General features: G+C 64.1%; 20 protein-coding genes and 1 pseudogene. 3 read left to right on the top strand and 18 right to left on the bottom strand.

Features of this window, described 5'->3' with window-relative positions:
• Nucleotides 1-400: 400 nt before the first annotated feature.
• The 14 genes from ACQ4OD_RS00370 to hutC form a co-directional block, all read right to left on the bottom strand.
• Nucleotides 401-1,135 carry an amino acid ABC transporter ATP-binding protein gene (locus tag ACQ4OD_RS00370; RefSeq protein ID WP_102685493.1) on the bottom strand — a complete coding sequence of 245 codons (735 nt, stop codon included), beginning with the start codon at nucleotides 1,133-1,135 and terminating at the stop codon, nucleotides 401-403.
• Nucleotides 1,128-2,090, bottom strand: coding sequence for an amino acid ABC transporter permease (locus ACQ4OD_RS00375; protein WP_046853904.1), 963 nt, complete (start codon nucleotides 2,088-2,090; stop codon nucleotides 1,128-1,130). Before ACQ4OD_RS00375 ends, ACQ4OD_RS00370 begins: the two co-directional genes overlap by 8 nt.
• Before the next feature lie 78 nt (nucleotides 2,091-2,168).
• Nucleotides 2,169-2,966, bottom strand: coding sequence for a transporter substrate-binding domain-containing protein (locus tag ACQ4OD_RS00380; protein WP_167335937.1), 798 nt, complete (start codon nucleotides 2,964-2,966; stop codon nucleotides 2,169-2,171).
• Between the two features lie 267 nt (nucleotides 2,967-3,233).
• Complete coding sequence (gene mdoH / locus ACQ4OD_RS00385; RefSeq protein WP_139674050.1) at nucleotides 3,234-5,801, bottom strand: glucans biosynthesis glucosyltransferase MdoH; 2,568 nt, start codon at nucleotides 5,799-5,801, stop codon at nucleotides 3,234-3,236.
• Nucleotides 5,794-7,530 (bottom strand): glucan biosynthesis protein G, encoded by a 1,737-nt coding sequence (locus ACQ4OD_RS00390; RefSeq protein ID WP_110700374.1) that lies wholly within the window; start codon nucleotides 7,528-7,530, stop codon nucleotides 5,794-5,796. The genes mdoH and ACQ4OD_RS00390 overlap by 8 nt, the downstream gene beginning before the upstream one ends.
• Before the next feature lie 262 nt (nucleotides 7,531-7,792).
• The gene (dtd, locus tag ACQ4OD_RS00395) at nucleotides 7,793-8,230 is read right to left on the bottom strand and encodes a D-aminoacyl-tRNA deacylase (protein WP_430943690.1); all 438 of its coding nucleotides are present in this window, start codon (nucleotides 8,228-8,230) and stop codon (nucleotides 7,793-7,795) included.
• The gene (gene pip / locus ACQ4OD_RS00400) at nucleotides 8,227-9,198 is read right to left on the bottom strand and encodes a prolyl aminopeptidase (protein ID WP_046853900.1); all 972 of its coding nucleotides are present in this window, start codon (nucleotides 9,196-9,198) and stop codon (nucleotides 8,227-8,229) included. Before pip ends, dtd begins: the two co-directional genes overlap by 4 nt.
• A gap of 259 nt (nucleotides 9,199-9,457) precedes the next feature.
• Nucleotides 9,458-10,273, bottom strand: a complete 816-nt coding sequence (hutG, locus tag ACQ4OD_RS00405) for an N-formylglutamate deformylase (protein WP_430943691.1) — start codon at nucleotides 10,271-10,273, stop codon at nucleotides 9,458-9,460.
• Nucleotides 10,274-10,283: 10 nt separating this feature from the next.
• Nucleotides 10,284-11,489: an imidazolonepropionase gene (hutI, locus tag ACQ4OD_RS00410; RefSeq protein ID WP_139674059.1), complete on the bottom strand. Its 1,206-nt coding sequence runs from the start codon at nucleotides 11,487-11,489 to the stop codon at nucleotides 10,284-10,286.
• An 18-nt stretch (nucleotides 11,490-11,507) separates the two neighbouring features.
• On the bottom strand, nucleotides 11,508-12,911 hold the full coding sequence (locus ACQ4OD_RS00415; protein WP_430943692.1) for an amino acid permease: 1,404 nt from the start codon (nucleotides 12,909-12,911) through the stop codon (nucleotides 11,508-11,510).
• 140 nt (nucleotides 12,912-13,051) lie between these two features.
• Nucleotides 13,052-14,584: a histidine ammonia-lyase gene (gene hutH, locus ACQ4OD_RS00420; protein ID WP_139674064.1), complete on the bottom strand. Its 1,533-nt coding sequence runs from the start codon at nucleotides 14,582-14,584 to the stop codon at nucleotides 13,052-13,054.
• 83 nt (nucleotides 14,585-14,667) lie between these two features.
• Nucleotides 14,668-16,341, bottom strand: a complete 1,674-nt coding sequence (gene hutU / locus ACQ4OD_RS00425; protein ID WP_038706939.1) for a urocanate hydratase — start codon at nucleotides 16,339-16,341, stop codon at nucleotides 14,668-14,670.
• Between the two features lie 245 nt (nucleotides 16,342-16,586).
• Complete coding sequence (locus tag ACQ4OD_RS00430; RefSeq protein WP_139674067.1) at nucleotides 16,587-17,159, bottom strand: HutD/Ves family protein; 573 nt, start codon at nucleotides 17,157-17,159, stop codon at nucleotides 16,587-16,589.
• The gene (gene hutC, locus ACQ4OD_RS00435; RefSeq protein ID WP_173862408.1) at nucleotides 17,156-17,866 is read right to left on the bottom strand and encodes a histidine utilization repressor; all 711 of its coding nucleotides are present in this window, start codon (nucleotides 17,864-17,866) and stop codon (nucleotides 17,156-17,158) included. Before hutC ends, ACQ4OD_RS00430 begins: the two co-directional genes overlap by 4 nt.
• A 144-nt stretch (nucleotides 17,867-18,010) precedes the next feature.
• Here hutC and ACQ4OD_RS00440 point away from each other — a divergent pair, with 144 nt between their 5' ends.
• Nucleotides 18,011-19,375 (top strand): formimidoylglutamate deiminase, encoded by a 1,365-nt coding sequence (locus tag ACQ4OD_RS00440; protein ID WP_198755748.1) that lies wholly within the window; start codon nucleotides 18,011-18,013, stop codon nucleotides 19,373-19,375.
• A gap of 69 nt (nucleotides 19,376-19,444) precedes the next feature.
• On the opposite strand, the gene ACQ4OD_RS00445 is transcribed toward ACQ4OD_RS00440, so the two are convergent.
• Together ACQ4OD_RS00445 and bamE are read right to left on the bottom strand one after the other, a co-directional pair.
• Nucleotides 19,445-20,017, bottom strand: coding sequence for a lipocalin family protein (locus ACQ4OD_RS00445; RefSeq protein WP_139674073.1), 573 nt, complete (start codon nucleotides 20,015-20,017; stop codon nucleotides 19,445-19,447).
• Nucleotides 20,014-20,268, bottom strand: a complete 255-nt coding sequence (gene bamE / locus ACQ4OD_RS00450; RefSeq protein WP_011536093.1) for an outer membrane protein assembly factor BamE domain-containing protein — start codon at nucleotides 20,266-20,268, stop codon at nucleotides 20,014-20,016. Before bamE ends, ACQ4OD_RS00445 begins: the two co-directional genes overlap by 4 nt.
• Nucleotides 20,269-20,491: 223 nt before the next feature.
• On the opposite strand from bamE, the pseudogene ACQ4OD_RS00455 reads away from it, so the two are divergent.
• Both ACQ4OD_RS00455 and ACQ4OD_RS00460 read left to right on the top strand, forming a co-directional pair.
• Nucleotides 20,492-21,529 (top strand): annotated as a pseudogene (locus ACQ4OD_RS00455) (cache domain-containing protein); the annotation flags it as partial.
• Nucleotides 21,530-21,595: 66 nt separating this feature from the next.
• Nucleotides 21,596-22,384 carry a methyl-accepting chemotaxis protein gene (locus tag ACQ4OD_RS00460; RefSeq protein WP_372241261.1) on the top strand — a complete coding sequence of 263 codons (789 nt, stop codon included), beginning with the start codon at nucleotides 21,596-21,598 and terminating at the stop codon, nucleotides 22,382-22,384.
• Between the two features lie 133 nt (nucleotides 22,385-22,517).
• On the opposite strand, the gene ACQ4OD_RS00465 is transcribed toward ACQ4OD_RS00460, so the two are convergent.
• Nucleotides 22,518-23,114, bottom strand: coding sequence for a DUF924 family protein (locus ACQ4OD_RS00465; RefSeq protein ID WP_102681744.1), 597 nt, complete (start codon nucleotides 23,112-23,114; stop codon nucleotides 22,518-22,520).
• Nucleotides 23,115-23,117: 3 nt separating this feature from the next.
• Nucleotides 23,118-24,128, bottom strand: a complete 1,011-nt coding sequence (locus ACQ4OD_RS00470; RefSeq protein WP_038706942.1) for a class 1 fructose-bisphosphatase — start codon at nucleotides 24,126-24,128, stop codon at nucleotides 23,118-23,120.
• Nucleotides 24,129-24,181 lie beyond the last annotated feature (53 nt).

Raw genomic sequence — 24,181 nt, forward strand, 5'->3', positions numbered from 1 at the left:
CCCCGGGCTTTGGCTTTGGCGATCAGAAGGTTCCCCCCCACAGCCCACTAGCGACAGCTACGTCAGCCCAGGCGCCGCCCGTAACTTCGCGACTTCAGGTGGCCGAACGGAGGGCTCCTGAAGTCGCAATTTGTGTCGCCTGAACTATCGCGCACTTAGAAGCAAAAGCAGATCAAGATCAAGATCAAGATCAAGATCAAGATCAAGATCAAGATCAAGATCAAGATCAAGATCAAGATCAAGATCAAGATCAAGATCAAGATCAAGATCAAGAGAGAGCGTTCTTTGATTGGAGGCTAGAGGTATTTCGACAGCCAGGCCTCTCACCAATATATGGCAAGAGGCCTGAACAGCTTGATCAGATATATTGCACCCACGAATTACGCAGGCCTCAAAACCCTCACAAAACTTGCCGCAAGAACGCCTGGGCCCGTGGGTCCTTCGGCGCGGCGAAGAACTGCTGGGGCGGCGAATCCTCCAGCAGCTTGCCGTGGTCGAAGAACAACACACGGTCAGCCACTTCCCGGGCAAAGCCCATCTCGTGCGTCACGCAGACCATGGTCATGCCTTCCTGGGCCAGGGTCTTCATCACATCCAGCACCTCGCCGACCATTTCCGGGTCGAGCGCCGAGGTCGGCTCATCGAACAACATCACCTTCGGGTCCATCGCCAGGGCGCGGGCGATGGCTACCCGCTGCTGCTGGCCACCGGAGAGGCGCGACGGGTACTCGTTGGCTTTCTGGGCGATACCGACCTTTTCCAGCAACGCCCGGGCCTTGGCTTCCCGATCGGCCTTGTTGCGCTTGCGCACCACCTTCTGCGCCAGGCACAGGTTCTCCAGCACGGTCATGTGCGGGAACAGGTTGAAATGCTGGAACACCATGCCGACTTCACGGCGGTAGGCGTTGATGTCGGTTTTCGGGTCGTCCAGTTGCACGCCGTTGATGGACACATGGCCCTGGTCGAAATGCTCCAGGCCGTTCAGGCAACGCAGGAAAGTGGACTTGCCCGAGCCGGACGGGCCCAGCACTACCACCACCTCGCCCTTGGCGACCTGGGTGGTGACGTTGTCCACCGCACGCACCACCTGGCCGCGGGTGTCGAAGACTTTCAGCAGGTCACGGACTTCAATCACTTTGCGCAAGCCTCCGCTCGAGCCGGCTGGCGATGTGCGACAGCGGCAGGTTGATCAGCAGGTACAGGCCCGCCACGCAGAACCAGATCTCGAAGGTCGAGAACGAGGTGGTGATGGCCTCGCGGCCGCTCTTGGTCAGTTCGGTGATGGCGATCACCGACACCAGCGAGGTGTCCTTGACCAGGCTGATGAACTGCCCGGCCAGCGGTGGCAGCACGCGTTTGAAGGCCTGGGGCAGGATCACGTGACGCATCGACTGGGCGCCGTTCAGGCCCAGGGAGCGCGCCGCCTCGTTCTGGCCCTTGGCGATCGACTGCACGCCGGCACGGACGATCTCGGCCACGTAGGCGCCGGTGAACAGTGCCAGCGCCGCCACCCCGGCGAACTCGCGGGACAGGTTGAGCACGGTACCGATGAAGAAGTAGAAGATGAAGATCTGCACCAGCAGCGGCGTGCCGCGCACCAGTTCGACATACACCGTGGACAGGTCGCGCAGGGTGGGGTTGCTCGACAGCCGACACAATCCAGCGAACAGGCCGATCACCAGGCCCAGGGCGCCGGAGATGACCGAGATCCACAGCGTGGTCCAAAGACCCCAGGCCAGGGGCCCGGCGGCCCAGTGGCGGGTGACGCCGATGGCATCGCCCTCGGCGACGTCGTCGCCACGGGCCAGCAGCATGCTGTCCTTGGCCACTTCGACGACCTGGGTGTCGCCGCTCTCATCCTTCAGGGTGACCCGGGCGTTGTCGCCGGACACCACGATTTCCTCGACCGTGCCAGGGTTGGCGGCACGCTGGGTTTCCTCGGCCTTGTAGGCGAAGTATTGCGGAACACGGTTCCAGCGCCACTCGTAGGAAATCATCGAGGTGGCCAGGTACAGGCTGATCGCCAGGCCCACCAGGACCAGCGCGGTCAGCCCGTGCCAGGGCCACTGTGCTTTCTTGTGTTTGATCACGTGGGGTACTTCCGTAAATGCGAACGCGCAGGGTTTACCTGCGCGTCGAGGTCAGCGCTTGGGTTTTTGGCCCTGGCCTTATTCCATTTCCTTCAGCCAGTCCTTGTTCTTGAACCACTTGTCGTGGATACGATCGTAGGTTCCGTCATGCTTGATCTGGTGCAGGAAGTTGTTGATGTAGTTGATGCTGTCGTAGTCGCCCTTCTTCAGGCCGAACGCCAGTGGCTCGTAGGTAAAGGGTTCTTCCAGGAACACCAGTTTGCCGGCGCCGGCCTTCTCCACCGCCACCACGTTGTAGGGCGAATCGTAGACGAAGGCGTCGGCCTTGCCGTTGACCACGTCCATCACCCCTTCCTGCTCGTTGTCGTAGCCATGGTACTTGGCCTTGCCGATCAGCTTCTTCGCGACCATCTCGCCGGTGGTGCCAAGCTTGGAGGTGAGGCGGTACTTCTCGTTGTTCAGGTCCTTGTATGACTTGATCTCGCCCGCCAGCTCCTTGCGGATCAGCAGGGTCTGGCCGACGACGATGAAGGGCTCGCTGAAGTTCAGGCGCAGGTTGCGTTCCTGGGTGAGGGTCATGCCGCTGCCGATGAAGTCGAACTTGTCGGTCATCAGCGCCGGGATGATGCCGTCGTAGGCGGTGGAGACCATCTCCAGCTTGACGCCCATCGACTTGGCCATGGCCTTGAGGATGTCGACTTCGAAGCCGATGATCTCGCCGCGTTTGTTGGTCATTTCGAACGGCATGTAGGTCGGGTCCATGCCCACACGCAGGGTGCCGCGCTTGACCGCGTCATCGATGGCGCCGGCCTGGGCGGTGGCTACCGCGATCAGGGCGGTCGCACCTACCAGCAGTCGCGACAGGTATTTCTTCATCATCACCAAGTCCCCTAGCAAGAAGTACGCAGATTTTTCTTGTAAGCACGGCCCTACAGACCGATGCGTAATGTCGGGACGGATGCTAACGCATGCGAAGGCCGGGACCTAGAGCCGGTGGGGACTTTGTTGGCCAAAAATCGATGAGGGAAAAACAATCGCGGGGCAAGTCGGGCCGCCGCATCGCCGCTCCCACGCACCGTTGATACGGCGTGGGTGCGGCGATGCGGCGGCCCGACTTGCCCCGCGATTATCGGTACGACGGAGTCAAGCCAGTGCTGGCTGGACCACGTGCTCCGGATGCAGCGGCAGCAGCGGCGAGTGTGGGTCGTTGGCGATGGACGCGCGCCATACATCGATCCACGCCGTGTTGTGCCCGGCCCATACCTGCTCGTGCAGGCGCGACAGCGCCACCGGGTCGCTGAGCAGCGCCAGGCGGGTGTTCAGGTCCAGGCCCTGTGGCCCCACTTCCAGCGCCTTGGCCACACGCTCAACGCGCAGCGCCTCGATCGGCGCCGCCTGGCCGTGACGCGCCGTGGCCATGGCGCAGGCCAGGGCGTTCTGGCGTGGGTCGACCACGGCCCGCACGAAGCCGTCGTGCAGGGCATGCCAGCGGTTCTCGTGGGTGTACTGGTCGGTGGCCAGCAGTTCCTGCGGCGTCGCATATTCCTCAGGGATGAGGAACAGCTTCTCGTCCTTGGCCGCCAGGCCCAGGCGGGTGCGGCTGGAGATCACCGAGACCGGGATCGACAGCACCAGCGAGCCGACGATCGGCGCCAGCCACCACAGGAAGCTCGGGTTCAACCAGGCCACCAGGCCGGCCCAGGCGATGCCCAGCAGGGTCTGCGGACCATGGCGACGTACCGCCTCGCTCCACGGAGTCGAGTCGTCGTCACGCTGCGGCGAATTCCAGGTCGCGGCCCAGCCGAGGAACGCGGCCAGCACGAAACGGGTGTGGAAGATCATCCGCACCGGTGCCAGCAGCATGGAGAACAGCATCTCCATCAGCATCGACAAGGTGACCTTGATACGCCCGCCAAACTCGGTGGCACCCTTGGCCCAGATCAGGATGACGCTGAGCAGCTTGGGCAGGAACAGCAGCACGATGGTGGTGGAGAACAGCGCGATGGCCTTCTCCGGGTGCCATTGCGGCCACAGCGGGTAGAGCTGGAACGGTTCGATGAAGTATTGCGGCTCCATCAGCGTGTTGGTCGCCAGAAGCGCGGTCGACAGCACCAGGAACAGGAACCACAACGGCGCCGACAGGTACGACATCACGCCAGTGAGGAACACAGCGCGGTGCACCGGGTGCATGCCCTTGACCAGGAACAGGCGGAAGTTCATCAGGTTGCCGTGGCACCAGCGACGGTCGCGCTTGAGCTCGTCGAGCAGGTTCGGCGGCAGCTCTTCGTAACTGCCCGGCAGGTCGTAGGCGATCCACACGCCCCAGCCGGCCCGACGCATCAGTGCGGCCTCGACGAAGTCGTGGGAAAGGATTGCACCGGCAAACGCGCCCTTGCCCGGCAATGGCGCCAGGGCGCAGTGCTCGATGAATGGCTTCATGCGGATGATCGCGTTGTGGCCCCAGTAGTGCGACTCCCCCAACTGCCAGAAGTGCAGGCCGGCGGTGAACAGCGGGCCGTATACGCGGGTAGCGAACTGCTGCATGCGCGCATAAAGGGTATCCATGCCCGAAGCTTTCGGCCCGGTCTGGATGATGCCGGCGTCCGGGTTGGCCTCCATCAGGCGCACCAGGCTGCTCAGGCACTCGCCGCTCATGACGCTGTCGGCGTCGAGCACGACCATGTACTTGTAATCGCCGCCCCAGCGGCGGCAAAAGTCGTCGAGGTTGCCGCTCTTGCGCTTCACCCGGCGCCGGCGACGACGGTAGAAGATGCGGCCGAAGCCCTTGGTCTCGCGACACACGTCGAGCCAGGCCTGTTGTTCGGCCACGGCGATATCGGTGTCGTTGGTATCGCTGAGCACGAAGAAGTCGAAGCGGTCGAGGTTGCCGCTGGCAGCCACCGACTCGAAGGTGGCACGCAGGCCCGCGAACACCCGTGGCACGTCTTCGTTGCAGATCGGCATCACCAGCGCGGTACGCGCCTCGGCGGGAATCGGCTCGTTGCCGGCGCTGCTGCCGGAAATCTTGTACTTGTCACGCCCGGTGAGCAGCTCGAGGAAGCCCATCAGCGCGGTCCAGAAGCCCGCCGATACCCAGCAGAACAGGATGCCGAAGAGGATCAGGATGGACGTCTGCAGCGCATACGGCCACACCTGCACCACGGTGTCCCACAGTGGCTGGTGGATGACTTCGTCGAGGTCGACGAACGACCAGCCCTGGTACGGCAGGATGCCCTTCATGTACCAGCCGGCGACAATGGTCTGGCCAATCATCAAGGTCAGCAGGATGTAGCGGCGGATCGAGCCGACCGTGCGCCAGCGTGCCGGGGGCAGCTCGCGCTTGGGCGGCTGCGGGGCGTTGGTGCGACCGGTCATGCGCCGCCACATGCGGATCAGCACGTTGGTGCGCCACGGCTCGGGCACGACCTTGGTGCGTTTGATCGGTGGGGCGATCTTCAGGCACAGGCGGCCGCTGCCATCGACGCCGAGCATCTCGGCCTCTTCCAGTTCGGCGGCGCTGCCTACGGTAAGACGGGCCCCCACCGAAGCCTGGACGGCCTCGGTGGTGGCGGCGGCCGGGTTGGCCGCCAGGCGTTGATGCAGCTCGCTGAACGAGGTGCAACGGGCAAGTTCCGCGCGTTGCTCGTCGCTCAGGGGGAGGTGGGCCAGGTACTCGCCAAGCGATTCCGGCCTTGCGCTTGAGTTACTCATCGGCAGGCAACTGATAGCTCCAGGTCTCGGTCAGCACCTTCTCGGTGGTGGCCGGGGCCCCGTTGGTGGATGCCGCGTCGGCGGCGGGTTGCTCGGCAGCCTGCTCGGCCTTGGCTTTCTCAGCCTTGGCGTGGGCGTGCTTGGCCGCGGCCTTGTCCTGCTTGGTTTCCTTGGCGGGCTTCGGTTGCTCGACCGGCACGTCACGCAGCAGCGCGGCGCGCATCTCGGTGGACTTCTTCGGATCCTGCACCTTCAGGCGCAGGGTCAGGCGCCAGCCTTTGGTTTCCGGGTTGTAACGCAGATTGTTCTCGACCACTTCGGCGTTGTCGCCGACGCTGACCTGGCTGCGCACGGCGGTGTCCGCCGGCAACGCCGCAAGGTTCGGGCCGATGAAATCGACCAGCAGGGCAACACTGCCGTCGGTCTGACGGATCAGGTTGGACTGCTTGACGTCACCGGCAGAGCGCAGGGTCTGCTTGACCCACCCCAGCTCCTGCGAGTGCAGTTGGTCTTCCTTGATGGTCCAGCGCAGGCGGTAGTCGTATTCGAACGGCTTGCCTGGCTCAGGCAGTTTTTCCGGGCTCCAGAAGGCCACGATGTTGTCGTTGGTCTCGTCGGCGGTCGGAATCTCGACCAGGTCGACGGTGCCCTTGCCCCAATCACCCTTCGGCTCGATCCAGGCACTCGGACGCTTTTCGTACTCGTCGTCGAGGTCTTCATAGTCGCTGAAGGCGCGCTGGCGCTGCAGCAGGCCGAAACCACGCGGGTTCTCGACGCTGAAGTTGCTCACGGCCAGGTGTTTCGGGTTGTTCAGCGGGCGCCACAGCCACTCGCCGTTGGCGGCGTGGATGGCCAGACCTTCGGAATCATGCAGGGCCGGGCGGTAGTTCATGACCTTCGACGGCTGGTTGGGGCCGAACAGGTACATGCTGGTCAGCGGGGCGATGCCCAGACGGCTGACGTTTTCACGCAGGTAGACGCGCGACTTGACGTCGACCAGGGTGTCCTCGCCAGGGCGCAGGGTCAGCTTGTAGGCACCGGTGGAGCGCGGCGAGTCAAGCAGTGCGTAGATCACCAGGTGCTTGTCTTTCGGCTTGGGCTTCTCGATCCAGAATTCGCGGAAACGCGGGAATTCCTCGCCCGACGGCAGTGCGGTATCGATTGCCAGGCCGCGGGCCGACAGGCCATAGCGGTGGCCTTTGCCGACCACGCGGAAGTAGCTGGCGCCAAGCAGGGTCATGATCTCGTCCTGCTTGTCGGCCTTGTTGATCGGGTAGAGCACACGGAAGCCGGCATAGCCGAGGTTCTTGGTGGCATCAGCGTCATGGGGCACGTCACCGAACTCGAAGCGGCTCGGGTCGTACTTGATTTCCTTGACCTTGTTGGCGGTGATCTCGTTGATGGTCACCGGCGTGTCGAAGTGCATGCCCTGGTGATAGAAGGACAGCTTGAACGGCGTCTTGTCCTTGGCCCACTCGGCCTTTTCCTGCAGGAAGCGGATCTTCTGGTAGTCGGCGTACTTCATGTCGCGGAACACCGGTGGCAGGTTGCTCTTCGGTGCCTCGAACTTCTGACCGGCCAGATCCTTTGCCTTGGCTGCAACATCGTCCAGATTGAATGCCCACAGCTGGCCCGCGCTCATCAGGCCGACCAGCGCCACGCCGGCCAACAGGGCCTTGCGCAGCCGGATACCGGGGATTCTAGGTGCAATACAGGGGCTTACAATCACGAGCAATCCTCGCCGAAAACAGATCATGAAACCAACGGCCAGCGACAAATGCCGGGTTGGCGAGCACTGTTCGGACCCCGTGAGGGCGTAATGATTCCCCAAACGGATCCTGACAATGCTCGAGTCAAAGTGAAACGAACCTGCGAACGCAGGTTCATGCAGCGCGCGATTATCCAGCAGGTCGCGTTACAACGCATCAGGCTGAACAAACTATTTATCGTACAAAACCCCTTGTTTTCGCCAAACAAAGGGTTTTTTGACCTCATATTTGTAACATAAATGTTACCGGGCCATCATTGACCAGATGCACCTGCATGTCAGCGCCGAAGCGACCACTGGCCACCTGCCGGTGCTGACCTTGTGCCTGATTCAAAAGATAGTCGAAAAGCGCAGCGCCAAGGGCCGGTGGCGCAGCCGTCGAGAAGCTCGGGCGCATGCCGTTGCAGGTGTCGGCGGCCAGGGTGAACTGCGACACCAGCAACAGGCCGCCACCGACATCCTTGAGCGAGCGGTTCATCTTGCCCTGCTCATCGCTGAACACTCGGTAGTTCAGCAGTTTGTGCAGCAGTTTGTCGGCATGCTCAGGCGAATCGCCTGGCTCGACCGCCACCAGCGCCAGCAGCCCTTGGTCGATGGCGCCGACGGTCTCCCCCGCCACTTCCACCCGTGCGCCACGCACACGCTGGATCAGCCCTTTCATGCCTCTTCCAGGGGCAGGTCGAGCAGGCGTCGCGCCATCTGGTCGGCCGCGCGTACCAGAGCGTCGGTGATACCCGGCTCGGAGGCGGCGTGGCCGGCGTCGCGGATCACCTTCAACTCACTGTTCGGCCAGGCCTGGTGCAGTTCCCAGGCGTTGTCCAGCGGACAGATCACATCATAGCGGCCATGCACGATCACCGCCGGCAGATGGGCGATCTTCGGCATGTCGCGGATCAGCTGATCCTGCTCGAGGAACGCGTTGTTGGTGAAGTAATGGCATTCGATGCGGGCGATGGACAGGGCGCGCTGGGGTTCGGAGAAGCGGTCGACCACCAACGGGTTCGGCCGCAAGGTGGCGGTACGGCCTTCCCAGGTGGACCAGGCCTTGGCCGCATGCATCTGGGCGATCTGGTCGTTGCCGGTCAGGCGCTTGTGGAAAGCCTTGACCAGGTCGCCACGCTCTTCCGGTGGAATCGGTGCGATGTAGTCCTGCCAGTAATCGGGGAACAGGCGGCTTGCGCCCTCCTGGTAGAACCAGCTGATTTCCTGCGGGCGGCACAGGAAGATCCCGCGCAGGATCAGCCCATGCACGCGCTCGGGGTGGGTCTGGGCATAGGCCAGGGCCAGGGTGGAGCCCCAGGAGCCGCCGAACAGTACCCATTTGTCGATGCCGAGGTGCTCACGGATGCGCTCCAGATCCTCGACCAGGTGCCAGGTGGTGTTGTTCTCCAGGCTCGCGTGGGGCGTGGAGCGACCACAGCCGCGCTGGTCGAAGGTGATGATGCGGTAGAGATTGGGGTCGAAGTAGCAACGGCTCTGGGCGTCGCAACCAGCGCCTGGGCCGCCGTGGATGAACACCACGGGCAGACCTTCGGGCGAGCCGCTTTCATCGACGTACAGCACATGCGGCGCTTCCACGGCCAGATCGTGCCGGGCGTAGGGTTTGATCTGCGGGTAGAGGGTCTGCATCGCGCACTCCGTGTGAGGATTTAATCTGCCGTTGGGCATCATAAACCTGAATTGCGCGCAGAGCATGTGTCCGTGTGAATCGTCGGGGTTTTGGAGTTGCTGGCGATGGGGGCAAGGGTGAAGCGTGATGCCCGGGAGGGCATGGTTCGAGATTGCATCAGGGCTGACAGGTGCCCGACACGGGCTCTTCAGCGCCCTCAAGATCGAGCGCCAAAAGGGTCGTGGCGAACACCTGCCGGCCGTGACACGGTCGAACGCTCTACCCCCGCGAACCACCCTGATAGCGCTCCTCGCCCCACGTCAGCACCGTCTCCAGCAACCGCCGCAACACCACCTGCGTCGGCCGCGCCAGATCATCGCGATAACCGAACGGCTCCACTTCATTCATGTAGGTGCACTGCCCCAGTTCCAGCTGCACCGCATGGATATGCTCGGCCGGATCCCCATAATGGCGGGTGATATGCCCACCCTTGAAACGCCCGTTGAGCACATGGCTGTAAGCGGGGAACTCGGCGCAAACACCCTGCAGCCGCTCAGCCAATACCGGATCGCAACTGGCGCCATTGAACGTGCCGAGATTGAAATCCGGCAACTTCCCATCAAACAGATGCGGAATCACCGACCGGATCGAGTGGGCATCCCACAGCAACGCATAGCCAAACTCTTCACGCATCCGCGCCAGCTCGCGACGAATCGTGTCGTGGTACGGCCGCCAGATCTGCTCCAGGTACACGGCCCGCTGCTCAGGGCTGGGCGCCTTGCCTTCCTTGAACAACGGTTCCCCCTCGAACAGCGTCGCCGGATACAACCCGGTGGTAGCGCCGGCATACAGCGGCTTGTCGTCATCCGGCCGGTTCAGGTCGATGACGAACCGCGAGTACTCCGCCGCTACCACGCTGGCACCCAGCTTGCGGGCAAAGTCGTACAACCGCGGGATGTGCCAATCGGTGTCGGGCAGGCTGCGCGCCGGCTCGACCAGCCCGTCGCGCACGGCGTCGGTCAGGCCAAGCCCGGCATGGGGCATGCTGATCAACAGCGGCAGGCGGCCCTGGTGGAAACTCAATACTTTGTCCATGTCGCCTCGCTCAGTGGGTTATCTCATGACCCAGGCGCACCACGCGCTTGGGCAAGTCACCGCCGAGCCAGTAGCTGAGGTCGGCGGGGCGTTCGATCTGCCAGGCGATGAAGTCCGCGACCTTGCCCTCTTCCAGCGAACCATGGCTGTCGCCCAGGCCCAGGGCGGTGGCGGCGTGCACGGTGACACCCGCCAGGGCTTCCTCGGGGGTCATGCGAAAACAGGTGCAGCCCATGTTCAGCATCAGGCGCAGTGACAGCCCCGGCGAGGTGCCGGGGTTGAGGTCGCTGGCCAGGGCGATCTTCACGCCGTGCCGGCGCAAAGCATCCATTGGCGGCAACTGGGTTTCGCGCAGGAAGTAGAACGCCCCCGGCAGCAGCACAGCCACCGTACCGGCCTCGGCCATGGCGATGGCATCTTCCTCGGTCATGAACTCCAGGTGATCGGCCGACAGCGCGTGATAACGCGCCGCCAGGCTCGAACCGTGCAACGACGACAGTTGCTCGGCGTGCAGTTTCACCGGCAACCCCAACTCACGAGCCTTGATGAATACCCGCTCGACCTGGGCAGGGGAGAACGCCAGGTGCTCACAGAACGCATCCACCGCGTCCACCAGGCCCTCGGCAGCCAATGCCGGGAGCATGACATCGCAGATGTGTGCGATGTAATCGTCGGCCCGCCCCGCGTATTCCGGCGGCAGGGCATGGGCCGCCAGGCAGGTGCTGCGCACGGTCACGGGCAGCTCCTCGCCCAGGCGCCGGGCAACACGCAGCATCTTGCGCTCGCTCTCGAGGTCCAGGCCGTAGCCGGACTTGATTTCGATCGTGGTCACGCCGTCGCGCATCAGCGCCTGGACGCGCTGACGGGCACTCACCAGCAGTTCGTCCTCGCTGGCGGCACGGGTAGCCCGCACGGTGCTGGCGATACCGCCGCCCTGGGCGGCGATCTCGGCATAGCTGACGCCCTCCAGGCGCTGCTCGAACTCGCCGCTGCGATTGCCACCGAACACGGCGTGGGTGTGGCAGTCGATCAGCCCGGGGGTGACCCAGGCGCCGCCCAGGTCGACGACGCGGTCGGCCGCGACCGGCGGCACCTCATCGCGGGCCCCGATCCACTCGATCAGGCCCGCGCTGGTGACGATCGCCGCGTCCTCGATGACCGAGTAACGGCCTTCGGTCATGGTCGCGGCGTGGCAGTGCTGCCAGAGGGTTCTCATCAGGATCTCCTTTCTAATTCAGCGTTGCAGCTCGGCAGATTCCCGGACCGGCTCGCCACCACCGGCGCGTGGTTTGCACCACAGCAGGTAGGAGGCCACCAGGAACACCACCCAGATTACCCCGACGATCAATGCCGCCTGGGTGTCGGGGAAGTAGCCGAGCACACCGAAGATGAACACCATGAAGGCAATGGCCAGGGCCGGGCCATAGGGCCAGAAGGGTACCGGGAACTTGAGCTGGGCGACTTCCTCGCGGCTCATGCTGCGGCGCATGGCAACCTGGGTGACCAGGATCATCAGCCACACCCACACGGTGGCGAAGGTGGCGATCGAAGCGATCAGCAGGAACACGTTCTCCGGGATCAGGTAGTTGAGCAGAACGCCGACCAGCAGCGCCGCCCCCATCACCACCACGGTCATCCACGGCACACCGTGCCTGGATAGCTTGCCAAAGCCACGCGGCGCCTGGCCGTGCTGGGACAGGCCGTACATCATCCGGCCAGCGCCGAAGATGTCGCTGTTGATCGCAGAGATGGCTGCTGAAATCACTACGATGTTCAGCACCGCCGCTGCCGAGCCAATCCCCAGGTTGCTGAAGATCTGCACGAACGGGCTACCCTGGCTGCCGATCTGCGGCCAGGGGTACAGGCACATCAGCACGAACAGGGTCAGCACGTAGAACAGCAGGATGCGCAGCGGCACGGCGTTGATCGCTTTCGGGATCACGCGTTGCGGGTCTTTCGCTTCACCTGCGGTGACGCCGATGATCTCGATGCCGCCAAAGGCGAACATCACCACCGCGAACGAAGCGATCAGGCCGCTGACGCCATTGGGCATGAAGCCGCCATGTTCGAACAGGTTGCTCACCCCGACAGGCTGCCCGGTGCCCACCTGGCTGAAACCGAAGGCCATGATGCCGAGACCTGCGAGGATCATCGCGACGATGGCGCCGACCTTGAGCAGCGACAGCCAGAACTCCATCTCGCCGAACACCCGTACGTTGCACAGGTTCAGGCCACCGATCAGGAAGACGATACCGAGTACCCAGATCCAGCGTGCCACTTCGGGGAACCAGAAGCCCATGTAGATCCCGAAGGCCGTGACGTCGGCGATGGCGACGATGACCATCTCGAAGGCGTAGGTCCAGCCGAGGATGAAGCCGGCCATGGGGCCGAGGTAGGTGCTGGCGTAGTGGCCGAAGGAGCCGGACACCGGATTGTGCACGGCCATTTCGCCGAGGGCGCGCATGACCATGAATACTGCGGCGCCGCCGATCAGGTAGGCCAGCAGCACGGCCGGGCCGGCCATCTGGATGGCCGAGGCCGAACCGTAGAAAAGCCCGGTACCGATTGCCGAACCGAGCGCCATGAAACGGATGTGCCGGGCCGATAGCCCGCGCTTGAGACCTTGAGCTTGTTGCATGTCACGTCCTTATTGTTGTTCTGGTCGTGATATCGGGATGGGGTCTGCTGCGCAGCCCAATCGCCGGCAAGCCGGCTCCCACACAAGCAGTTGTGGGAGCCGGCTTGCCGGCGATGGGCCGCAAAGCGGCCCCGAGGGCGTTACAGGCTTGGCAGAACGCCAACCGGCAGCAGCCCGGTCAGCGTGCCTTTGGCCAGCAACGCGGCAGCCGCCTCGATATCCGGCGAGAAGAAGCGGTCGCGGTCATAGTGCGGCACTTCGCGACGCAGCGCCTGGCGCGCCTGTTCCAGCTTGGCGGAGGTCTTCAGCCCCTTGCGCAGGTCCAGACCCTGGCAGGCGCCCAACCATTCGATGGCCAGCACGCCACGGGTGTTCTCGGCCATCTCCCACAGGCGCTTGCCGGCGGCCGGGGCCATCGAGACATGGTCTTCCTGGTTGGCGGAGGTCGGCAGGCTGTCGACGCTGTGCGGGTGCGACAGTGCCTTGTTCTCGCTGGCCAGGGCGGCTGCGGTGACCTGGGCGATCATGAAGCCGGAGTTCACACCACCGTTTTCCACCAGGAACGGCGGCAGCTGGGACATGTGTTTGTCCATCATCAGCGAGATGCGGCGCTCGCTCAGCGAGCCGATCTCGGCAATGGCCAGGGCCAGGTTGTCGGCGGCCATGGCCACCGGCTCGGCGTGGAAGTTACCACCGGAGATCACGTCACCCTCGGCGGCGAACACCAGCGGGTTGTCCGATACAGCGTTGGCTTCGATGCCCAGCACTTCGGCGGCCTGGCGGATCTGGGTCAGGCAGGCACCCATTACTTGCGGCTGGCAGCGCAGCGAGTACGGGTCCTGGACCTTGTCGCAGTTTTTGTGCGACAGCGAGACTTCGCTGGAATCGCCCAGCAGGTCGCGGAAGCAGGCGGCGGTATCGATCTGGCCACGCTGACCGCGCACTTCATGGATGCGCGCATCGAACGGCGAGCGCGAACCCAGCGCCGCCTCGACGCTCAGGCCGCCACAGGCGATGGCCGCGGCGTACAGGTCTTCGGCCTGGAACAGGCCACGCAGGGCGTAGGCGGTGGACGCCTGGGTACCGTTGAGCAAGGCCAGGCCTTCTTTCGCGGCCAGGGTCAGCGGCTCCAGGCCAGCGACGGCCAGGGCTTCAGAGGCCGGCAACCACTGGCCCTTGTAGCGGGCCTTGCCCTCGCCCAGCAGCACCAGCGACATGTGCGCCAGCGGCGCCAGGTCGCCGGAGGCGCCGACCGAACCTTTCAGCGGGATGTGTGGGTAGACTTCGGCGTTGACCAGGCCGATCAGCGCATCGATGACTTTGCGGCGGATACCGGAGAAACCACGGCTCAGGCTGTTGATCTTGAGCACCATGATCAGGCGTACCAGGTCGTCGTCCAGTGGCGCGCCGATACCGGCGGCATGCGACAGCACCAGCGAGCGCTGCAGGTTTTCCAGATCGTGGCTGGCGATGCGGGTCGAGGCCAGCAGGCCGAAACCGGTGTTGATGCCATAGGCGGTACGGTCTTCGGCGATGATCTGCTCGACGCAGGCGACGCTGGCGTCGATGGCGGGCGCGGCGCTGGCATCGAGCTGCAGGCGCACGGGCGCGGCGTGGATGGCGCGCAGTTGGGCCAGGGTCAGGGTGCCGGGCTTGAGGGTCAATTCGGTCACTTCGCTACTCCAATCGCGGGGGCCATGGCCCCCTTCTTGTTGTTCAGTATCACCCGTGAAGGGTGCGATCCAAAGCGCGGCGATCAGCCGGTGATCATCGGCAGGTCCAGGCCCTGCTCCTTGGCGCAGTCGATGGCGATCTGGTAGCCGGCGTCGGCGTGGCGCATCACGCCGGTGCCCGGGTCGTTGGTCAGTACGCGGGCGATACGCTCGGCGGCTTCATCGGTACCGTCGCAGACGATGACCATGCCCGAATGCTGGGAGAAGCCCATGCCCACGCCGCCGCCGTGGTGCAGCGAAACCCAGGTGGCGCCGCCTGCGGTGTTGAGCAGGGCGTTGAGCAGCGGCCAGTCGGAGACCGCGTCGGAGCCGTCGCGCATGGCTTCGGTTTCACGGTTGGGGCTGGACACCGAGCCCGAGTCCAGGTGGTCGCGGCCAATGACGACCGGCGCCGACAGCTCGCCGCTGCGGACCATTTCGTTGAAGGCCAGGCCCAACTTGGCGCGCAGGCCCAGGCCAACCCAGCAGATACGCGCCGGCAGGCCCTGGAAGCTGATGCGCTCGCGGGCCATGTCCAGCCAGCGGTGCAGATGGGCGTCGTCGGGGATCAGTTCCTTGACCTTGGCGTCGGTCTTGTAGATGTCCTCGGCGTCACCGGACAGCGCAGCCCAGCGGAACGGGCCGACACCGCGGCAGAACAGCGGGCGGATGTACGCCGGGACGAAGCCCGGGAAGTCGAAGGCGTTGGCCACGCCCTCTTCCTTGGCCATCTGGCGGATGTTGTTGCCGTAGTCGAAGGTCGGGATGCCCTGCTTCTGGAAGTCGAGCATGGCTTGTACATGTACGGCCATCGACTGTTTCGCGGCCTTGACCACGCCAGCCGGGTCGGTCACTGCGCGGTCGCGATACTGTTCCCAGGTCCAGCCGGCCGGGAGGTAGCCGTTGAGCGGGTCGTGGGCGCTGGTCTGGTCGGTGACCATGTCCGGGCGCACGCCACGCTTGACCAGCTCTGGCAGGATTTCGGCGGCGTTGCCGTGCAGGGCGATGGAGATGGCCTTGCCTTCGGCGGTGTACTTGGCGATGCGCGCCAGGGCGTCGTCCAGGTCAGTGGCCTGCTCGTCGACGTAGCGGGTCTCGAGGCGGAAGTCGATGCGGCTCTGCTGGCACTCGATGTTCAGCGAGCAGGCGCCGGCAAGTGTTGCCGCCAGAGGCTGGGCGCCGCCCATGCCGCCCAGGCCCGCGGTCAGTACCCACTTGCCCTTGAGGCTGCCGTTGTAGTGCTGGCGGCCGGCCTCGACGAAGGTTTCGTAGGTGCCCTGGACGATGCCCTGGCTGCCGATGTAGATCCAGCTGCCGGCGGTCATCTGGCCGTACATGGCCAGGCCCTTGGCATCCAGTTCGTTGAAGTGTTCCCAGTTGGCCCAGTGCGGCACCAGGTTGGAGTTGGCGATCAGCACGCGCGGGGCGTTGCTGTGGGTCTTGAACACGCCGACCGGCTTGCCCGACTGCACCAGCAGGGTTTCGTCGTCTTCCAGGCGGGTCAGGGTCTCGACGATCTTGTCGTAGCACTCCCAGTTGCGCGCGGCGCGGCCGATGCCACCGTACACCACCAGCTCTTTCGGGTTTTCGGCGACCTGCGGGTCGAGGTTGTTCATCAGCATGCGCAGCGGGGCTTCGGTGAGCCAGCTCTTGGCGGTCAGCTTGTTGCCACGCGGGGCACGGATTTCTACGTCACGGTACTTGTTGTTGTCAGTCACGGGGATGTCCTCTGCGGTCGTCCGACGGCATGTGTGTGTCGTGGTGACTATACAAACACACCTTTACTTGTATGTACAAGCATAGGCAACCAAAAAAGAGTGACCATTCCTCGGACGAAAAACGAAAAAGGGGCCGCTACGCGCCCCATCGCTGGCAAGCCAGTTCCCACAGGGTTCACTTGGCCCATGTGGGAGCTGGCTTGCCAGCGATGGGCTGCATAGCAGCCCCTTTCAGCGATGACAGATCAGTGTGAAATCAGCTCGATCAGGCAGAACCGCCCCTGTACATCCATTTCCAGCAACCCTTCATTGCCATCGATCCGCAGACAGTCATAGCGCCCAAGCTGCTGCGTCTCCTCCCCAGCCAGCCCCACCTCGACATGAGTGCTGGCGGCAAACAGCAACAGCGTCGACGCCGAGCTGAAGAGCCGGCTACTGCCATCGAACCACTGCAACCGCGCCCGATACCGCTGCGGCGCATAGATCAGGTTGAAATCGCGAATCGCCCCGCCCAACAGCTTGCAGCTCACCTGGCTTTCGCCACTGAAGGCGAACGCATCGAACGGCAGCAACGGCCGGCTGGCCTGGCCATCGACCAGCAGGCGCATGCCATCGCCCTGCAATACGGTGATGATCCGCTGGTACCCGGTGAAGCTGGAAAAACCACCGGACTCCTCGATATCGGCGATCGACAGGCGCCAGCCGAAACCGTCCAGGCTGTCGCCTGCGTCGCGGGTGATCTCTTCGGTGAAACCGCCACCGTTCTTCCAGGGCATGCGCGGGTAGTCCTGGGCACGCAACAGCTGCAACTGGGTCATTTGCTGAATCGTCCTTCCAGACGGTGACGGGAACCGGGGTGGATCAGGCGCGCAGCGGTGACCGGCTGGCGCCCCGACCAGGTGCGACGGCGGATCAACAGGCACGGCTCGCCCCGCTCGATCTGCAGCAGCTTGCATTCTTCAGGTTCGGCAAGGATCGCCTCGACCACGTGCTCGCCTTCAGTGAGCGGCGCCACCTGCGACAGGTAGGCGTAGGGCGTCTGCCGGGTGAAATCCTGCTTGAGGTAATCCGGAGCGATGGCAGCGTTGACGTAGCGGTCCTCGATCTGCACCGGCACGCCATTTTCGTAATGCACGATCAGCGAGTGGAACACCCGCTGCCCTTCGCGCATGTCCAGGGCCAGGGCGCGCTCAGAGCCGGCGGCCTCTTCGGCAAGCTTTATCACCTGGCAGCTATGCTGGTGGCCACGGCCGGCGATCTCGTCGGCGATGTTGTTGACCTCGAACAGCGCCGAGCGGCTCTTGGGCTCGGCGACGAAAGTGCCGACGCCCTGCATGCGCACCAGCAGGCCTTCGGCGGTGAGTTCGCGCAGTGCGCGGTTGATGGTCATGCGGCTGAAGCCCAGCTCGCTGACCAGTTCGCTTTCCGATGGCACGCGGTGATGAGGCGGCCAGTTGCCGCTCTCGATCTGCTGGATGATCATCTGTTTCACCCGGGCGTAGAGCGGCGCCGGCCCTTCGCCCATCTGGGCAACCAGCGCGGAGACAGGAAGTGTCGGCACGGCGTTGAATCCTTGTGCGGTTGGAGTGAACGGTAGCTTGCCGGAGTTTACCCGGCAGGCAAACGGCTGTATATGTATATACAAGTTAACAATAACAGGATTTCACCGATGCCCGCCTACTTCGCCGAACGCGCCCTGCTCCCTTCGGGCTGGGCCCGCAATGTCCGCCTGGAGGTCGCTGCCGACGGTCGGCTGGCCGCGATCATGACCGATGCCGACGCCAAAGGCGCCGAGCGCCTGGGCGGCCCGCTGTTGCCAGGCATGCCCAACCTGCACTCGCATGCGTTCCAGCGGGCCATGGCAGGGCTGGCGGAAGTGGCCGGCAATCCCAATGACAGCTTCTGGACCTGGCGCGAACTGATGTACCGCCTGGTCGGCCGGATCACGCCGGAGCAACTGCAGGTCATCGCGCGCCAGTTGTATATCGAGATGCTCAAGGCCGGCTACACCTCGGTGGCCGAATTCCATTATGTGCACCATGACCAGCACGGCCAGGCCTACGCGGACCCCGCCGAACTGTCGCGACGCATCAGCGCCGCCGCAGCCGCCAGCGGCATCGGCCTGACCTTGCTGCCGGTCCTGTACAGCCACGCCGGGTTTGGCGGCCAGGCGCCCAATGACGGCCAACGGCGCTTCATCAACTCAACCGAACAGTACCTGCGCCTGCAACAGCAACTAGCGCCATTGCTGGCACAACAGCCGGCGCAGACATTGGGGTTGTGCTTCCACTCGCTACGCGCCGTGACACCAGGGCAGATCACCGATGTGCTCGGTGCGGGCGACAGGACCTGCCCGATCCATATCCACATTGCCGAGCAACAGAAGGAAGTCGATGACTGCCTGGCCTGGAGCGGCCGCCGTCCACTGCAATGGCTGTACGAGCAGGTCGATGTCGATCAGCGCTGGTGCCTGGTCCATGCCACCCACGCCGAAGCCGGCGAAGTTGCCGCCATGGCCCGCAGTGGCGCGGTGGCCGGATTGTGCCTGACCACCGAGGCGAACCTGGGTGACGGCATCTTCCCGGCGGTGGACTATTTGGCCCAGGGCGGGCGGATGGGTATCGGCTCGGACAGCCATGTGTCTTTGAGCGTGGTCGAGGAACTGCGCTGGCTGGAGTATGGCCAGCGCCTGCGTGACCAGCGGCGCAATCGCCTGTACCGCGCCGATCAGCCGATGGTTGGTCGAACCTTGTACGACGCCGCGCTGCTGGGCGGTGCCCAGGCGCTGGGGCAGCCGATCGGCGAACTGGCCGTTGGCAAGCGGGCGGACTGGCTGGTACTGGACGGGCAGGATCCGTATCTGGCCGTGGCCGACGGCGATGCCATTCTCAACCGCTGGTTGTTCGCGGGTTCTGATCGCCAGGTACGCGATGTGATGGTCAACGGGCAGTGGGCTGTGCGCCAAGGGCGGCATGAACAGGAGGAGGAAAGCGCGGCAGCGTTTGTACAAGTGCTGCGTCAGTTGCTGGACTGACAGTCGAAACATCGCGGGGCCCGCCCCCACAGGTAGCGTGGGGAGCGGGTTTGCCCCGCGATGGCGTCCTCAATGCCGGGCGACGATGCTCTTGTCGGACGTGCGCCAGATCAGGCGGCTGGTATCAAAGCCCTGCTGCCGCGCCTTGGCCAGCAGGTTTTCACGCTCCCACGCCGGCAACGAAGGCGTACGTGAAAGAATCCACAGGTACTTGCGGTCCGGGCTGCCGACAATCGCCGTGCGATAGCGCTCGTCGACGAACAGGATCCAGTAGTCCCCCTTGGCCACCCCGGGCACCAGGCGGGTGAACCAATTGTCGAACTCCACCCACAGCTTGTCGGTATGCCCCGCCTGCTGCGGCGTCGCATGGCCCTCGGCACGCAGCCATTCATCACCCAGGGTACGGCAACGGTTCAGCACGCCGACCGTGCCATCGGGCTTGAGGTTGTAATGGGCCTCGGACTGGGCGCAACCGTCCTGGTACTTCATTGGCAGGCGCGCCAGCTCGAACCATTTGCCTTGGTAACGCTTGAGGTCGACCGCACCTGCGGTCTTCGGCGCCAGCGGGTCGGTGGCCGAGGTGGCGCAGCCACCGAGCAGCATCACCAGGCACACGCCCAGCAGCAGGTGCAGGTGCCTCATTTGAGGCCCTGCCCGGAATACATCAGGACCTTGTCCGCCGCGTACTGCACGCTGATGAAGCTCTTCTCGTCACCCCAGGTGCAGCTGCTCATGCCCAGCGCGCCGGAACACTCCTTGGGCGTGCCGAGCAACTGCTCGACTTCGGCCTTGTTCATGCCGGCCTTGAGCTTGGAATAGTTTTCCTGGTTGATCTTGCTGCAAGCGGTCAGGACGACGCACAAGGACAACAGGGCGAGGGAACGCAACGACATGAAGGGACACTCCTGGAGATGGATACACAGGCGCGAGGGCCTGCAGGGAGCTTAGAAGGGAAAAAGGCTCCTCGGTTCCCTGGCCGACGAGGTTTCGTTGTGCACCGTTGGTCGCCTGGCGCGCAAACGATTAATGTTTTATCCCTGTGCGTCGACATAAAGCGGTGGTGTGGCTTTTTGCCGCACCCCTCCCCTTCGTGCCCGTGCGCAGATTCCAAGAAAAATGACCAAGAACCTCAAGTTCAGCCACAAAATCCTGCTGGCCGCCGCCCTGGTGGTGGCCGTCGCCTTCACTTGCTTCGTCCTGTTCAACGACTACCGACAGCGTCAGTCGCTGCGTAGCGACACCGAGTCGACGCTGCAATCGCTGGGCAACCTCACCGCCGGCAACATCCGCACCTGGCTCGACAGCCGCATCCAGCTGGTGAACTCGGCGGCACAGCAGATTGCCGTCGACGGTCCCGCCAAGAGCAGCCTCGAGCGCATCCTGGCGCTGCCGGTGTACGGCAGCAACTTCATCCTCACCTACTTCGGCGGCCAGGACGGCAGCATGCAGTCGGTGCCGGTGGGCAACCGCGCCGCCGACTACGACCCGCGCGTGCGCGGCTGGTACAAGGCGGCCAGCACCGCGGGCCAGACCATCGTCACCGAACCGTACATCTCGGCATCGGCCGGCAAGCTGGTCATTACCCTGGCCACTCCGGTGCAACAGGGCGGGCGCATGATCGGCGTCAGCGGTGTCGACACCGATCTGCAGACCATCAGCAACCTGATCAACACACTGGACTTCGGCGGCCACGGGCACGCCTTCATCGTCAACGGCGAGGGCAAGGTGCTCATCCACCCCAAGGGCGAACTGGCGCTCAAGCCCCTGGCGGAAGTCTACCCTGGCAGTAACCTGCGCATCGGCAGCGGGCTGAAGGAAGTGGAGGTCGAGGGTCGCAAACAGTTCATCAACTTCACCCACGTCGATGGCGTGCCCTCGGCGGACTGGTACGTGGCGCTGGTGCTGGACCAGGATGCGGCCTTCGCCATGCTCGGCGAGCTGCGCACTTCGGCCGTGGTGGCGACACTGATCGCGGTGGTGGTGATCATCGCCCTGCTCGGCTTGCTGATCCGCGTGCTGATGGAACCGCTGCACGTCATGGGCCGCGCCATGCGCGACATCGCCGAGGGCGAAGGCGACCTGACCCGGCGCCTGGCCATCCACGCCCAAGACGAGTTCGGCAGCCTGGCGCAGTCGTTCAACCGCTTCGTCGAGCGGATCCACGAATCGATCCGCGAAGTGGCCTCGGCCACCGGCCAGGTGAATGCCGTGGCCGGTCAGGTGGTCAGCGCCTCGAATGCCTCGATCCACAACGCCGACCAGCAGTCCAGCCGCACCAGCAGTGTCGCCGCGGCGATCAACCAGCTCGGCGCCGCCGCCCAGGAGATCGCCCAGAACGCCGCCCTCGCCTCGCAGCACTCCAGCGCCGCCCGCGGCCTGGCTGAAGAGGGCCAGCAGGTGGTGGGCGAAACCATCGACGTGATGAATCAGTTGTCGGCGCGCATCAGTGATGCCAGCGGCAACATCGAAACGCTGAACAACCACACGGCCAACATCGGCCAGATCCTCGATGTGATCAGCGGCATTTCGCAGCAGACCAACCTGTTGGCGCTCAACGCGGCCATCGAGGCGGCCCGTGCCGGCGAAGCCGGGCGTGGTTTCGCGGTGGTGGCCGACGAGGTGCGCAACCTGGCACACCGCACCCAGGACTCGGCACAGCAGGTGCAGCGCCTGATCGAGGAGCTGCAGGCCGGGGCCCAGGTGGCCGTGAGCACCATGAACCAGAGCCAGCAACACAGCGACCGCAGTGTCGGCATCGCCAACCAGGCCGGCGAACGCCTGGGCAGTGTCACCCAGCGCATCGGCGAGATCGACGGCATGAACCAGTCGGTGGCCACCGCCACGGAAGAGCAAACGGCCGTGGTCGAGTCGATCAATGTCGACATCACCGAAATCAATACGCTGAATCAGGAAGGGGTGCAGAACTTGCAGAGCACCTTGCGTGCCTGCACCGACCTGGAGCATCAGGTCGAGCGGTTGAAGCACCTGGTGGGGAGTTTCAGGATCTGAGATGGCTGGGGCCGCTTCGCGGCCCATCGCTGGCAAGCCAGCTCCCACAGGGATAGCGCCAGACCCGAATGCAGCGCTTATCCTGTGGGAGCTGGCTTGCCAGCGATAGGGCTGCAAAGCAGCCCCACTGGCACTAGAACCTGGACCCAGGCTCCAGCAGGAAGTCCATCTCTTCACTGGTGCTCGGGCGGTTCAGCACCAGGTTGCGGTGCGGGAAGCGCCCGAAGCGGGCGATCACCCGCTGGTGCTGCTCGGCATAGTCGAGGAAGCCTTCAAACAACCGACGGCTGGCCTCGGGCTGCTCGTCCAGCAAGGTCTGGTAACGCTCGACGCACAGGTTTTGCCAGTCCAGCACCTCGGCATGCTCCAGCACCAATAGCACGAACACCCGCTGGATCGGCAGCAGCTGGTAGTCCCAGCCCTTCTGCAACCCCTGCATCGCCACTACCTGGGCACGCCGGTCACCCTCGAAGGCACGCGGCGTGTCGCGATAGATCATGCGCGGCAGCTGATCCAGCAGCAGCAGCAGACCGAGCCAGCCCTGGGGGCTCTGCTGCCACTCGTCGAGCCCGCCCGCCAGGGCTTGCTCGACCAGGTCGCCGAACAGCGCCTGGGCATCGACGTCGTGATGCTTGCCGAACCACAGCGTGTTCTTCTCGTCAGCCACGGCCTGGGCACTTGTGCCCCAACCGAACCACCACTCCAGCAACGGCTGCCAAGGTGCGAGCATGACTTACTCCTTGTGGTAGGCGGTGACGCGCTCGACCTCTTCCTTCGAGCCGAGGATCACCGACACACGCTGGTGCAGGCTCTCCGGCTTGATGTCGAGGATACGCTCGTAACCGTTGGTGGAGGCGCCGCCTGCCTGTTCGATGATGAACGACATCGGGTTGGCTTCGTACATCAGGCGCAGCTTGCCCGGCTTGCTCGGCTCGCGGGCATCGCGTGGGTACATGAACAGGCCGCCACGGGTCAGGATGCGATGCACGTCGGCCACCATCGAGGCGATCCAGCGCATGTTGTAGTTCTTTTTCAGCGGCCCGGTCTCGCCGGCCAGCAGCTCGCCCACGTAGCGTTGCACCGGGGCTTCCCAGTGGCGCTGGTTGGACATGTTGATGGCGAACTCGGCGGTGGTGGCCGGTACCTGGATGTTTTCGTGGGTCAGGACGAAGCTGCCCAGCTCGCGGTCCAGGGTGAAGCCCTTGACGCCGTTGCCCAGGGTCAGGATCAGCATGGTCTGCGGGCCGTAGATGGCGTAACCGGCGGCGACCTGCTGGGTGCCTGGCTGCAGGAATGCATTCTCGTTCAGGGTTTCGTTCTGGCTCAGGTATTCGTTCGGGCAACGCAGCACCGAGAAGATGGTGCCGACCGAGACGTTGACGTCGATGTTCGACGAGCCGTCCAGCGGGTCAAAGACCAGCAGGTAGGCGCCTTTGGGGTACTTGCCCGGGATCTGGTAGGCATTGTCCATCTCTTCGGAGGCCATGCCGGCCAGGTGACCGCCCCACTCGTTGGCTTCGAGCAGGATGTCGTTGGAAATCACGTCGAGCTTCTTCTGCACCTCGCCCTGCACGTTCTCGGTGCCCATGCTGCCCAGCACGCCGCCCAGGGCGCCCTTGGACACGTGGTGACTGATCTCCTTGCACGCACGCGCCACCACTTCGATCAGGAAGCGCAGATCGGCAGGGGTATTGTTGCTGCGGGTCTGCTCAATCAGATAGCGACTCAGGGTAACGCGGGACATGTATGGCTCCGAAAAGGAAAGGGGGAGAAAAACCCCCGCAGTTTACAGGGAGA

It is taken from the genome of Pseudomonas sp. WC1, from assembly GCF_050586565.1.
Lineage (GTDB): Bacteria > Pseudomonadota > Gammaproteobacteria > Pseudomonadales > Pseudomonadaceae > Aquipseudomonas.